At 56.6% G+C, this 13,530-nt stretch carries 13 protein-coding genes; 1 reads left to right on the top strand and 12 read right to left on the bottom strand.

From position 1 onward, the window contains the following. Positions 1-356: 356 nt before the first annotated feature. From NSS83_RS31600 to hemE, 11 genes are all read right to left on the bottom strand, one after another. Positions 357-845: a tetratricopeptide repeat protein gene (locus tag NSS83_RS31600; protein ID WP_341347266.1), complete on the bottom strand. Its 489-nt coding sequence runs from the start codon at positions 843-845 to the stop codon at positions 357-359. Between the two features lie 18 nt (positions 846-863). Next, a complete protein-coding gene (locus NSS83_RS31595; RefSeq protein ID WP_341347265.1) occupies positions 864-1,094 on the bottom strand; it encodes a hypothetical protein in 231 nt (76 codons plus the stop codon). A 116-nt stretch (positions 1,095-1,210) separates the two neighbouring features. Next, the gene (locus NSS83_RS31590; protein WP_341186709.1) at positions 1,211-3,163 is read right to left on the bottom strand and encodes an ABC-F family ATP-binding cassette domain-containing protein; all 1,953 of its coding nucleotides are present in this window, start codon (positions 3,161-3,163) and stop codon (positions 1,211-1,213) included. A gap of 52 nt (positions 3,164-3,215) precedes the next feature. After that, the gene (locus tag NSS83_RS31585; protein ID WP_341186710.1) at positions 3,216-3,827 is read right to left on the bottom strand and encodes a helix-turn-helix domain-containing protein; all 612 of its coding nucleotides are present in this window, start codon (positions 3,825-3,827) and stop codon (positions 3,216-3,218) included. Between the two features lie 76 nt (positions 3,828-3,903). Beyond that, complete coding sequence (locus NSS83_RS31580) at positions 3,904-4,716, bottom strand: DUF92 domain-containing protein (RefSeq protein WP_341348791.1); 813 nt, start codon at positions 4,714-4,716, stop codon at positions 3,904-3,906. A 25-nt stretch (positions 4,717-4,741) separates the two neighbouring features. Continuing rightward, positions 4,742-5,365 (bottom strand): fumarylacetoacetate hydrolase family protein, encoded by a 624-nt coding sequence (locus NSS83_RS31575; protein WP_341347264.1) that lies wholly within the window; start codon positions 5,363-5,365, stop codon positions 4,742-4,744. 51 nt (positions 5,366-5,416) lie between these two features. Beyond that, positions 5,417-6,148 carry a glycerophosphodiester phosphodiesterase family protein gene (locus NSS83_RS31570; RefSeq protein WP_341186841.1) on the bottom strand — a complete coding sequence of 244 codons (732 nt, stop codon included), beginning with the start codon at positions 6,146-6,148 and terminating at the stop codon, positions 5,417-5,419. An 18-nt stretch (positions 6,149-6,166) separates the two neighbouring features. Continuing rightward, complete coding sequence (locus NSS83_RS31565; protein ID WP_341186712.1) at positions 6,167-7,582, bottom strand: CapA family protein; 1,416 nt, start codon at positions 7,580-7,582, stop codon at positions 6,167-6,169. Between the two features lie 197 nt (positions 7,583-7,779). Further along, positions 7,780-9,240 carry a protoporphyrinogen oxidase gene (hemG, locus tag NSS83_RS31560; RefSeq protein ID WP_341186713.1) on the bottom strand — a complete coding sequence of 487 codons (1,461 nt, stop codon included), beginning with the start codon at positions 9,238-9,240 and terminating at the stop codon, positions 7,780-7,782. Then, positions 9,237-10,181 (bottom strand): ferrochelatase, encoded by a 945-nt coding sequence (hemH, locus tag NSS83_RS31555; RefSeq protein ID WP_341347263.1) that lies wholly within the window; start codon positions 10,179-10,181, stop codon positions 9,237-9,239. Before hemH ends, hemG begins: the two co-directional genes overlap by 4 nt. Positions 10,182-10,268: 87 nt before the next feature. Then, positions 10,269-11,336, bottom strand: coding sequence for a uroporphyrinogen decarboxylase (gene hemE / locus NSS83_RS31550; RefSeq protein WP_341186715.1), 1,068 nt, complete (start codon positions 11,334-11,336; stop codon positions 10,269-10,271). Positions 11,337-11,564: 228 nt separating this feature from the next. On the opposite strand from hemE, the gene NSS83_RS31545 reads away from it, so the two are divergent. Beyond that, positions 11,565-12,785, top strand: coding sequence for an MFS transporter (locus NSS83_RS31545; RefSeq protein WP_341186716.1), 1,221 nt, complete (start codon positions 11,565-11,567; stop codon positions 12,783-12,785). Between the two features lie 42 nt (positions 12,786-12,827). Here NSS83_RS31545 and NSS83_RS31540 read toward each other — a convergent pair whose 3' ends face one another. After that, positions 12,828-13,457, bottom strand: a complete 630-nt coding sequence (locus NSS83_RS31540) for an O-methyltransferase (RefSeq protein WP_341347262.1) — start codon at positions 13,455-13,457, stop codon at positions 12,828-12,830. Positions 13,458-13,530: the final 73 nt, after the last annotated feature.

Below are 13,530 nucleotides of genomic sequence, written 5' to 3'. Positions count from 1 at the left end.
ACCAGCTCGTTTAGATAACTGGTGCTGCCTTTTTAGTTGATCATGGTGATAAAATGAGTCAAAAATTACTTGACCAGGCCGAAATGTTGCAATTATTGCAACCCTGCCGTCCGAACACTTGCACATTAGAGTAGATTCCTGCATGAAATACAACAATTATCCTGCCAATCCGCTCTGGAATCGGGTAATGCTGCTTTTTGTACAACAATAGCGGATTAGGGCTGCGATGACGAGTGAGAAATTGCATTTTGGGCAGGATTTCTGCATAACCCTCTGACTTTGCAGCTGATTCTGCGTGGTGTTACTTACCCGCGATTTTCTCCGCCCAGCTCCTTCTTCCTTCCAGGATTACCCGGTTAAGGCCATACCTGCTCCAGCTTGTCCGCATAGTACTTAATAGCCTTGCGGTAATCCTGGATACCGGGATCAGCGGATGTATCCACAAGCAGCGTAAGCAGCAGCTCCATGGCTTCGGTGTGAGCACCGAGATTATGCAGCGTCATGGCCAGAAAAGCCTTGAACTCAGCACGCTGCGGGAATTCAAGCGCACCCTGCTCCAGCAGCGCACGGGACTCTGTATACTGCCCCAGCGTCCGGTACGTGCTGCCCAGGCCCAGCATCGCGCCTGCCTTCTGCTCCGCATCTGGAAGCCCCAGGGCAAGACTCTGCTCGTAATAGGATACCGCCTCGCGCTCCAAGCCCAGCACATCATGCGTCCATGCCAGCTGATAAAGCAGCCCGGCGTTGCTATCGTCTGCTGACAATAGCTCTAGCAGCATGGTTCTTGCTTGTTCAGCCCGGCCAGAGGAACGGAGCTGTACAGCAGCTTCTATTGTATGAGTCACAGTAACCGTCCCCTCCTTCTACACGTTGTTACTACCCGCCATCTTCTCCCTCAGCTCATTAAGAAGACTCTGCTCGTAATAGGATACCGCCTCGCGCTCCAAGCCCAGCACATCATGCGTCCATGCCAGCTGATAAAGCAGCCCGGCGTTGCTATCGTCTGCTGACAATAGCTCTAGCAGCATGGTTCTTGCTTGTTCAGCCCGGCCAGAGGAACGGAGCTGTACAGCAGCTTCTATTGTATGAGTCACAGTAACCGTCCCCTCCTTCTGCACGGTTACTTACCGGCAATTTTCTCCGCCAGCTCATTAAGATATGTCCAGCGCTCCATCGGATGGGTTACAGCACTGTCCCTCCTTCTGCACGGTTACTTACCGGCAATCTTCTCCGCCAGCTCATTGAGATAGGTCCAGCGCTCCATCAGGCGCTCCAGCTCTGCCTCGGCCTGACGCTGCTTCTCCACCAGCTCCTGGAGTCTGCCGGAGTCGGCAAAGGCCGCTTCCATCTGTGCCGAGATGTCTGTCAGATGCTGCTCCGCCTGTTCAATGGCCTCGTCGATACCCTCGTACTCGCGCTGCTCCTTGAAGGTGAATTTCAGCTTCTCGCGCGGCGCTGACCCGGCCTGTGCATTCCCGCCCTGCTCAGCAGCCGCAGAATTAGCCCCGCTGGCGCTGCGGCCGGAGCCGCCTTCTGCCTTGCCGGAGTTCCCGCTGCCGGACGGGACGTTCTTCGCCAGCCACTCTTCATATTCGCTATAGTCCCCGACATGCAGGCGGATGCCCCCATCCTCGAAGGCAATCAGCTTATCCACGGTACGATCCAGGAAGTAGCGGTCATGCGATACGGTGAAGACTACGCCGGGGAATTCATCGAGGTAATCCTCCAGTACAGCGAGTGTGCCGATATCCAGATCATTCGTCGGCTCATCGAGCAGCAGCACGTTCGGCGCTCCCATGAGGACACGCAGCAGATACAGTCGTCTTTTCTCGCCTCCGGACAGCTTGGAGATTGGCGTCCACTGCATCGCGGGCGGGAACAGGAAGCGCTCCAGCATTTGCCCGGCGGTGATGACACTGCCGTCTGCGGTCTTGATGATCTCGGCTTCTTCCTTCACATACTCGATCGCCCGCAGGCTGAGATCCATGTCCTGATGCTCCTGGGTGAAATAACCCAGCTTCACGGTCGTACCGAGCTGTACCTCGCCGCTGTCCGGTGTAAGCTTACCGGCAATCAGGTTAAGCAGCGTAGATTTACCGCTGCCGTTCTTGCCGACAATCCCCACACGGTCCTGCGGTACAGCAATATAATTCAGATCCTTGATTAAGGTCCGGCCGTCCAGCGATTTGGTGAGATCCTGAATCTCAATGATTTTGCGGCCCAGTCTTGTGGAGGCCACAGAGATATCCATAGATGACGCCGATGCGCCTCCCGTGCTCTCCTTGAGCTTCTCGAAGCGGTCGATCCGCGCCTTCTGCTTCGTGGAACGGGCCTTAGCCCCGCGGCGAATCCAGGCCAGCTCGGTGCGCAGCAGATTCTTGCGCTTCTGCTCGGCCGAAGCCTCCCGTTCTTCACGGTCTGCCTTCAGCTCCAGGAACCGCGAATAGTTCGCTTCATACCGGTACAGATTCCCGCCGTCCAGCTCAAGCATTACACTGGCTACGCGTTCCAGGAAATAACGGTCATGCGTTACCATCAGGAGCGCCCCGCGCCGCTTCTGCAGATACTGCTCCAGCCAGGCTACGGAATCCGTGTCAATATGGTTGGTAGGCTCATCCAGAATCAGCAGCTCCGACGGTGTAATCAGTGCCGCTGCCAGCGCTACGCGCTTGCGCTGTCCACCGGAGAGGCTCTCCATCCGGGCATCGAACCGGGTAATCCCCAGCTTCGTGAGGACAGTCTTGGCCTCACTCTCCAGCTGCCAGGTGCCGGCGGCGTCGATGGCCTGCCCAATCCGGACAAGCCTGCTCTCCAGCCCTGAATCTCCCGGATTCTGCTCGAGAAGAGACATAACCTCCATATATTCCCGCATGGTCGCAAGCTCCGGGTCCTCTCCGGCAAATACCTGCTGCAGGACTGTATTTCCAGGCTCGTAAGGCGGATTCTGGGCCAGAAACTGCACCCGCACATCATTGCCGATACTAATCTGCCCTTCATCTGCTGTATCAAGCCCGGCGATAATCTTCAAAAAGGTTGATTTTCCCGTGCCGTTGACGCCAATTACGCCTATCTTATCCCTGTCGTCCATGCCGAAGGAGGCATCACGGAACAGGGTTTTCTCCCCGTAGCTCTTGGAGAGGTGTTCCACTGTCATAATATTCATCAGTTGTCCTCGCTTGCCTTATATTTTGAAACCGGAACTTAGCTGTACTCCCTTAAGATTCAGCTTCGGCAGGGAAATCCCCCGGCGCCGAATCCAGGCTGCCCAGTGCCCCTGTGATAAAGAGCCTGGCCGCAAACTTCGCCCGCTTATCCGCATCTGCCTCGGCAAACTCAGGGTCGAACAGGATGTCCATCTTCAGACGGTCCAGAATCCCGATATACGACTGCGCCATCAGCTCCGGCTCGGTAGCCCCGCCTTCCAGCAGCACCTTCACCACAGCCTGCATATAGGCTTCCATGAACTGTGCCATATAAGCCACCAGCTCAGGATTATTGTTAGGCGCACGGAAGAACAGCTTCGTATGTTGCTTGCGCTCATAGTAATAGAACAGATGATGCTCTGCAATAACGGAGAGCTTGTCTGTCAATGTAGAGCGGTTCCTCAGCTTGCTCTCAAGCTGTTCAAGGAAGCCTTCACAATCGCGGCGGGTAACCGCCATGAAGAGCTCCTCTTTGCTTTTAAAATATAAATAGACCGTACCCTTGGCAATCCCCGCACGTTCGGCCACTTCCGACATCTTCGTCTCATAAAAGCCGCCTGAACCGAAAAGCTCATAAGCGGCATCCAGAATAGCTGCATGTTTGTCTACGGATGCACTGCTCAACGGTTCACCTCCCAACCCATAGAATCCAGCATGTTACCGGATAGTGCAACGGCCAGCTTAATTCTCAGGCCCGTCCTTATCCTATGTAACTGATATAACTGACCAGCAGCGCAACAGCACCGCCTATTATAGAACTTACAGCATTTACAGTATCATTGTCCATCCAGCGCCAGCCCCTGGCGTATTCCGTAGGCTTACTGCAGTGCGTAGAGGCTTCGACCTCGCGGCCGCAGACCGTACAGCGGTTCATCCGTTGCACGGTAGCACCCAAGACCGAGTCGGCAAAAGCTCCCGCAAGCCCGCCCAGCAGTCCGGCCAGCACCAGCAGCCAGAAGGCATGGGGCGTCATGCCGGAGGCCGCCCGCAGCACCCAGGAGGCCGCGCCGATGAGCGCCCCTCCTGCCGCTGCGGCCAGCGTCCCGGGCAGGGAAACACCGCCGGAGGTGCCTGCCTGGAGCACTTTCCCGGTCAGCACCGACCGGGGAGGCTTCCGGGCCAGCGTGCCGATCTCTGTCGCCCATGTATCCGAGGTCACGGTAGCCATCACCCCGATGAACAGGAAGCTCCAGAGCTCCAGCGGATAGATCGCGTTCAGCAGAACGGCCAGCATCCCGAGTCCGCCGTTGGCGAAGACCTGGCCCGCGTCGCGGCGTCCGGTTTTATCATACGTGGCCTCCAGCTCAGCCTTATTCTCATGATGCAGCTTCGACAGCACCGTCGAGGAGATGAAGAACACCAGCAGGATACCGAACCAGAACAGATTCCCCGCCCCAAAGTAGATCGTCCCCATGACCACCGCCGCCACCATCCCTGAGAAGCTAAGCGACTGCTTCCAGTAAGCGGCCCCGGCGACCAGCAGCGCACCGCAGGCTCCGATCAGCCATTGCAGCACTTCAAGTCCTGAGAGCATCGCCTTAACCGATCAGGCAAGTGCCCATGAGGCGTTCGCCCCAGAACAGCTCGAACGAATCGCCCGTCACTACCGGACCTACCCCGGCGGGGGTTCCAGTGAAAATAATATCGTCCTTGCCCAGCCCGTAGCGGGCGGCAATGAATTCAACGATTTTTTGCAGGGAGAAAATCATGTTCTTCACGTTCCCGCGTTGAACCTCAATTCCGTTCTTGCGGACGCTGAAGTCGGTGGCCTCCAGTTCCTCTTCTTCAGGCAATGCCATGTACGGGGACAGCGGAGCCGCGTTCTTGAAGCCCTTGGCGGCTGTCCACGGCAGCCCCTTCTTCTGCAGATCATTGTGCACATCACGGAGCGTGAAGTCGAGGCCCAGCGCCATCACATCCACCAGCTCCTGCACACTCATCCCCGGCACGTAATCACGCGCAATGCGCAGCACCAGTTCCCCCTCGTAATGAATCAGTCCGGCGTCCTTGGGCAGGTGGATGATCGCTTTATCCAGGGCCACGGCAGCATGAGACGGCTTCAGGAAAATCAGCGGCTCGGCAGGCACCTTGTTGCCCAGCTCCTCCGCATGTAATTGATAGTTGCGTCCTACACAGTATACATTATTGACCGAACTGCTCATTGTTCCTTCAGCTCTCTTCCTCTATAAATTTGTGTGCTTACAGCAGCCTGTTCAAGCCTTCAAAAAGAGTTCGCCCCAAATATCCGGACGGTTGGTACAGATCATAATATCGGAATGCATCTCTGACAGGCGGCGCATGTCCTTGCCTTTGTTCACAGTCCAGGCCATAATCCGAACCCCCCGTTCAATCAGGGATTGCGCCAGCACCGGGCTCAGCCGGTCGAAGCTGATGGACAGGAAGGAGCAGCCCAGCTCATTCATCTTGCCTGCCGGATTGCCGGACCTGGAGTCATAGATGAGCCCCGTATGGAACCGCGCGTCCAGCTCCTTGATCCGCCGCAATACACCGGCATCGAACGAGGTCAGCACCACTTCCTCGCGCATTCCCCTGGCATTCACCAGGTCAATGACCTTCTGCTCCAGGCCGGGATACATCTCCCCCACCGTCTTCAGTTCAATGTTCAGCCGCAGCCTGCCTGACGCCAGTGCGAGCACCTCTTCCAGGGAGGGCACCCGCTCTCCGCGAAAAGCACGCCCCCTCCAGCTCCCCGCATCCAGCCGCCGAATGTGTTCATACTCCATATTCTTCACCTTGCCGTGTCCGTTGGTCGTGCGGTCCAGGGAATAATCATGGATGACTACAGGCACCCCGTCCTTCGTCAGCTGCACATCAATCTCTATCCAGCGTACAAAAGGCAGCGCAATCGCCATCCGCACGGCAGCCAGTGTATTCTCAGGTGCTTTGCCGGAAAAACCGCGGTGGGCTACACACATATTATTCATCATTGTACGCACCTCCGGCTATTTCACCGCTTGGATCACAGTGCCGTCATTGCGGACCTTGATCAGGCCGGAAGAAATAGACTGTATTCTGTGCAGCAGCAGCTGCCCGTCGGCATCATTCATCGGCACCGGCTGCGCCAGCTCGGCATCCATCGGCTTCAGCTTAAGCGAGCATTGCCCCTGCTTGCTGCATTCCGCCTGGAATACCGCCGTCTCCCAAGTAGCCGGGATGGAACCGCGTGTGAAAATAAAGTTGCCTGTGCTGTAGGCGATCCACTTGCCTTTGTACGGCTCAATGCCCTGCAGCACATGCGGATGACCGCCCATCACAAGATCCGCTCCGGCATCGATGAAGCTATGCCCTAGCGCCTGCTGGGTCTTATCATACTGCTCCATCCGCTCGCGCCCCCAGTGGACGACGACGACGACAACATCGGCCTTTTGCTTGGCTGCGGCAATCACCTTGAGCGCTTCCGCACTGTCATACACTGAAGCAAGGCCAGGCTTGCCCGCTTCTGCCTTCCATTCAATCACCGGCATCACCCGTGTGAAGCCCAGCAGGGCAATCTTAATTCCATTACGTTCAAAATACTGCGCCGAATACGCCTCCTGGCTGTTCCGCCCTGCCCCTACATGAGGGATTCCGCGTTCGCCCAAATGCTTCAGGGTGTCGAGCAGACCTTCCTCCCCCTGATCCAGCGTGTGGTTGTTAGCCAGATTGACAGCATCCACACCGGCGGCTTTGAGCGCATCGAGTGCTTTCGGCGGACCCTTGAACACAAACTGCTTGTTCTTGGCCCCAACCCCGCGTGTAGTAATCGGAGTTTCCAGATTGACTACCGTCAGGTCATCCTTCTTGAACATTCCATCCAGCGCGCTGTAGGAATAATCGTAGCCCTTCTGCTCCAGCAGCGCGCCTGCTTTTCCGCTGAAGATGATATCTCCGGCAAAGCTCAGCTTCACCATCTTGCCGGTGGTGTTCTCCGGTAAGCCGGAGACCAGTCCGCCGGTGTTGCCCGCTGCGGAAGGTGTGGCCTGCGGTGCATCCGTAGCTTCCGCCTGATCTGCCGGTGCTGGAGAAGGTGCAGTGGTTGCCGTAGGTACAGCTGTTGCCGCAGGCATTGGTGAAGCCTCCGGTGTCTCCTCCGGAGCAGGCTCAGCAGTGGCTGTAGCCTCTGACCCTGGAGCTTCTTCTGTAGAGACGGCTTCCGTAGGAACTGCCGCCGTTGCAGCAGCTTCCGGCGAAGGCGAGGTAACGAGCGCCGCCGGCGGAGCAGCAGAGCCCTGCTGGTCCTTGTCGTCCATGAATGAATAAGCGAGCGCAGCGGTAATCAGCAGCAGCAACGCCACATTGACCCACGCCCATACCCTTCTGCGCCGCCGCCTGCTATGTTGTCGCTTGCCTTGTCTATTGCCTGATCTCGGCGGATACATGAGTGCAAGTAATCTCCTTTACCCTTAAAGTGTTTCTATTATAGCATATCTATCAGCTGCCGCTCCAAGCCGGGAACGGAGCCTTTCATAAATAACCCCGCAAAGTGGGGCTTTAGCTTCGGGTGATGACTCAGGTACTTTGCGGGGGCCCATATCTAAAAAAGGTGGAGCGCCACTGCTCCGCTCCACCGCTTCTTTTAGATTGTAGCTCCCGCCGGTTCCGGCAGCTTCGGGAGGCTGGCTGCGGCAGTCTCAGCCGTAAGCTTCGCCTGCTTGATACAGTCCGGCATCCCGATGCCGTCATAGCCTGCGCCAAAGGCGTAGATGCCGGGCAGCTTCTGCGCCAGCTCACTGCGCAGGCCGGCAACCCGGCCGGGATGGCCGACCGGATACTGCGGCATGGACGACCTCAGCCGGGTGATCTCTGTGAACAGCGGCGCTGCAGTGATTCCCATAATCTCCTTCAGATCCTTGCGTACCAGCTCCGCCAGCGCATCATCCGGCAGCTCCACATTCTGTTCATCCCCCGACCGCCCCACATAACAGCGCAGCAATACCTTATCGTCAGGGCTGGTATGCAGCCATTTGGTAGAGGTCCAGGTGCAGGCGGTGATGTTCCGCCCTTCCTTACGCGGAACAAGGAAGCCCGATCCGTCGTATTCGGTAACAATGTCTTGCCGGCTGAACGCCAGAACAACATTAGCTACTGACACATAGTTCACTGCATCCAGCGCCGAGACATCCACATGTGGACGCAGCAGCTCTGCGGCTGCGAAGTTCTGCACCGTAACATAGATGTCGTCTGCTTCCAGCAGTTCACCGGTCTCGAGCTCCACCTCATAACGGGCAGCGCCGGAAGAACCGGCGTCTCCCAGCACCCGGATGGACTTCGCTCCTTTCCCCGTGATTTGCCGGACATCCTGCAGATCATGGATGAGCGCATGCACAAGACTTTGCAATCCTTGCCGGAAGGTGAGGAAGGCACTTTTCTTCGTCCCGGTATGAGTCTCCACCGGCTTCCTGCCGGTCGTCATTCCACGGATCAGGCTGCCGTACTGGCGCTCGACCTCACCGAACTGCGGAAAGGTCGCCTGAAGGCTGATCTTGCGCATATCCCCTGCATAGATTCCTGCCAGCAGCGGCTCCGTCATATTCTCCAGTACCTCTGTACCCAGACGGCGCTCAATCAGATCGCCAAGCGACTCATCCTCAGCGCTGCGGCGAGGCGGGAGTACGAAATCCATCATCGCCCGCATTTTGCCGCCGAAGGAGACCAGTCCGCTCTTCAGGAAGGGCTTCAGCTCTGTCGGAATGCCCAGCACAAGACCGGCAGGCATCGGATGAAGCTTGCCCCGCTGCAGAATGTAGGTCTTCTTGGCGTTCGGATTCGTGCTTACCAGCTCATGGTCCAGCTCCAGCTCCCTGGCCAGATCGACCATCGCCGTCTTACGGGCGAGGAAGGAATCCGGGCCCTTCTCAATTACGAAGCCGTCACGGTGCAGCGTTTCGATTTTGCCGCCGAGGACCTTGTCCTTCTCAATTAATGTAATCTCCAGCCGGGTTCCGGCCTCACGGTAGAACTTGCGGATATAGAACGCGGCGCTGAGGCCGCTAAGCCCTCCGCCGATGATGACCACCTTGCGAGGTGAATCTGTCATGACAGATTCACCTTCAACTGGTTCGCCTTCGTACGTACCACATCACTGAGCACCGACATATAGGCCGGATCACTGTTCAGCGAGTCAATCCGCAAAAGACGCATATCCAGCTCTGAGGCAAGCTGCTGCGCTTCAATATCCAGATCGTACAGCACCTCCAGATGGTCGGAGACGAAGCCGATCGGGGCTGACAGCACGTACTTCACCTGGCTCTCGGCCAGCTCACGCAGCGTATCGAGAATATCCGGTCCCAGCCAAGGCTCCGCTGTCCGGCCCGCACTCTGCCAAGTGAACTGCCAGGATTCTACCCCTGCCTGTGCGGCAATCGCCTTAGAAGTCTCCAGCAGCTGGTCACGGTAAGGATCACCCATCGCCAGAATGCGTTCTGGAAGACTATGTGCACTGAACAGCACGCGCACTTCCTCGCGCGATGCGCCCGTTTCTTCGAACTCATCCAGCTTGGCAGTCACTCTCCGGCTTAGCACATCGATCAGCTCGGGGTGCATATGGTAGCTCTCAACGAACTCCATTTGAATACCGCAGACTTCGGCTTTTTCCTTGGCGCGCTTAATATAGGTCCCTACACTCATTACAGAGTAATGCGGAGCCAGCACGATGCCTATCGCCTGGGTAATTCCGTCCCGGACCATGGCCTCGACACCATCCTCGATGAACGGTCTGGCATGCTTGAGCCCCTGGTAGCAGACATACTGGATCTGCCCGCTGTTCAGCTTGGCCTGCAAGGCTTCCACCTGACGGTCGGTATTCTCTCTAAGCGGAAAAACCCCGCCGACAATCGCCTTATAGCGGTCGGTCAATTCTTTGAGCTGCTCAGCAGAAGGAGCGTTCCCCCGGCGGATATGCGTATAATAAGCCTCTACATCCTCAAGACTCTCAGGCGTGCCGTACGACATCACAAGTACTCCAATTTTGTTGGCCACGAATTCCATCCCCTTTTACGAATAATTAACGTCCTATACAGCAAAGAGAGCAGCAAAGGCTGCTGCCATCAGATGCTATTTCTTCAACTATGCCAGCGGCGGTGCCGCCTGTTTCTGTTTCATTGCCGCTGCTGAATACTCATGCACATAATCCGTTAATTCCTTGAGCGTATCGAGTGAAGCTTCAGGGAATAATCCATGTCCCAGATTAAAAATATACCCCGGCTGCATGATGCCTTCATCGATCAGGTCCTTGGCCCGGGCTTTGAGCATATCCAACGGCGCGGTCAGCAGGTATGGATCAAGATTGCCTTGAACCGCATAGCCTCCGCCCAGTCTGCGCCGTCCTTCGGTGATGCTTACCCGCCAGTCCAGTCCGATCACATCGGCCTGCAGCTTGGTCAAGCTGGGGAGCAGCTCCCCTGAGCTGACACCGGGGAAGTAAATCTTCGGAACCTCCAGATCGGACAACTCGGCAAAAATTCGGGTGATCGTAGGCAGCACATACTGCCCGAAATCACGCGGAGCCAGCGCCCCGACCCAGCTGTCGAACAGCTGGAACGCCTTCCCGCCACTGGCGACATGGGCGCGCAGATAGGCGATAACCATATCGCCCAGCTTCTCCATCAGCTTCTCCCATACCTGAGGCTGGCTGAACATCAGCTCCTTGGTGCGGTGATAGGTCTTGGACGGTCTGCCTTCGATCAGATAACTGGCGATGGTGAACGGAGCTCCGGCAAAGGTAATCAGCGGAACGTCCAGCTCCTTGTCCAGTATGGCGATGGTCTCCAGAATATGGCCCAGATCGCCTTCCACATCAATCGGCTTCAGCCTGTCCACATCGCTTGCAGAGCGGATCGGATGCTCGATAACCGGCCCGATGTTCTTCACAATGTCAAAATCCACACCGAGGGAGGCCACCGGATTCATGATGTCAGAATACAGAATCGCTGCGTCCACGCCCAGCTTACGCACAGGCATCAGGGTTACCTCAGCCGCAAGCTCGGGCTGCCTGCAGATCTCAAGCAGCGAATATTTCTCCTTGATTGTACGGTAGTCGGGATCATACCGGCCAGCCTGCCGCATGTACCATACCGGGGTGTACTCCGTGGTCTGCTGTCTGCAGGCACGGATAAAAGTGTCGTTGTAGGTCATGATAAGATCTCCATTAGATTTGATAGAATACTGTGATTAAACACATATCATTATTATGCCCCTTTTGTAAGCGGCTAACAACTCCCGGGCGCAGCCGGGAATGACAATCCAATGACATAACTATGACGAGTGTTGCATTAACCTGCTGAAAAAATGTGATATACTGATATAATGTCGTCTTTTCGTGATCGTTGTTGCAAGAAATTTCAGAAAGGAAGTGAAAGCACTTTGAAGAATTGGGAGACCTGGAAAATCAACCTCATGGTGCTTTGGTTTGGCCAATTCCTGGTAAATGCCGGGATGACTATGATTACCCCGTTTCTATCGCTTTATCTCGCCAAAGATTTGGGGGTGACCGGTGACCGGGCGATCGGGATGTGGGCCGGGCTTATTTTTGCCGCCAACTTCCTGACCTCGTTCATCTTTCAGCCGCTCTGGGGCAAGCTTGCCGACAAATACGGACGCAAAATTATGCTCCTGCGCTCCAGCTTCGGCATGGCGATTGTTATTGTCCTGATGGGCTTCGCCCAGTCCCCGATGCAGTTGCTGCTGCTCCGGCTGCTGAACGGAACCATCTCCGGCTTCAATCCCGCCTCTGTCGCACTGGTCTCAGGCACCACACCGAAACCAAAGATGGGCTTCGCGATGGGCCTGATGCAGTCCGGCGCGGTAGCCGGGACGATTCTCGGGCCGCTGATGGGCGGCTTACTGGCGGACTGGATAGGGTTCCGCCCGATTTTCTATGTGGTCGGTGCGCTTCTGTTCGTTGCTTCACTGCTGGCCTTATTCCTGGTCAAAGAGAAATTCGACCGCGTAGAAGCAGCACAAGTTCCTCAAGTATCCGTGCTGGAAGGCTTAAAGGAACTGGCGAAGGTGCCGCAGCTTCCCGCCCTGTTCGGCGTGACCTTCCTGCTGCAGTTCGCCATGGTCAGCCCAATGTCGCTGCTGCCGCTTTATGTTGAGAAGCTGCACGGCACCACCGTTGACCTAGCCTTCTGGGCAGGAATGGTCAGCGCAGTGACCGGTATCTCGAATATGCTCGCTTCGCCGCTGCTCGGCAAGCTCAGCGACAGGGTGGGGGCGCACCGCATACTGACCTTTGCGCTGATCGGCGCTGCTCTGTTCCTGATTCCGCAGGCGTTCGTGACCAGTGTCTGGCAGCTGATTCTCGTCCGCTTCCTGATGGGCGTCTTCATGGGCGGCCTGCTGCCGAGCGTCAATGCCCTGATTCGCTCCTATACGCCTGACGGCAAGGAGAGCCGGGCGTTTGGCTTCAACAGCAGTACACTCGCGCTCGGCAATATGCTGGGTGCGGTGATCGGCGGATTTTTATCCGGTTATATCGGGATTGAGGGCTTATTCATTGTCTCCGGTGCGTTCCTGCTGATCAATACGGTCTGGGTGCGGATTAAGCTGTACAAGAAGACGGAACCCCGGCTATTCCGTTAACGGAATATTCCCCTATGAGCGATAGGGCTGGTGTGGCAAAAGCTATTTCACCATCGCCAGTGCCAGTCCGTCATAGGCAGGCAGCAGCGTGCTGGTCAGGCGGGGATCGCCCGCAATCATCTCATTGAAGCGGCGCATGGCCTGGACTGCCGGTCCGTTCTTCTCCGTATTGAGTGTGCGGCCGCGCAGAAAAATATTGTCCCCGGCAATAATCGCCCCCGGCGAAGCAAGCCGGATCGCATATTCCAGATAATTCGGATAATTCTCCTTATCGGCATCGATGAAGAAGAAATCATACCTGCTCCCCTGTGCTTCGAGCAGCTTCAGGCTGTCCAGTGCAGGGCCGATCCGGTATTCCACCCGGTCCCCGAAGCCCGCCTGCTGCAGATGGCTCTGTGCCAGCTCTGCATATTCAGCCTTAAGCTCCAGAGACGTCAGACGGCCTTCCTGCATGAGTCCCCGGCACAGACAGATTCCGCTGTAGCCGCCAAGCGCTCCGATCTCCAGCAGGTTCGCCGAGCGGGAGAGGGTCACCAGCATCGTCAGCAATCTGCCGTAGCCCGGGGCAATGGACACCTCCGGCATGCCCGCCGCAGCGATGGCTGCTTTGACTTGGAGCAATAATTCATCTTCTGTATATAGCTGTTCGCTGTACTCTTCCTGATTCTGCATATGTATTCTCCTCTTGGATGGGTGTGTGTGCCTGCGGACAGGCATTGTGCAGAACTCTTCCTTACCCTATACT

The sequence above is a fragment of the Paenibacillus sp. FSL H3-0469 genome (assembly GCF_038051945.1).
Taxonomy (GTDB): Bacteria; Bacillota; Bacilli; order Paenibacillales; family Paenibacillaceae; genus Paenibacillus_AQ.
The sequence above is the reverse complement of the archived record's forward strand: the minus strand, read 5'-3'. Positions and strand labels throughout refer to the sequence as shown.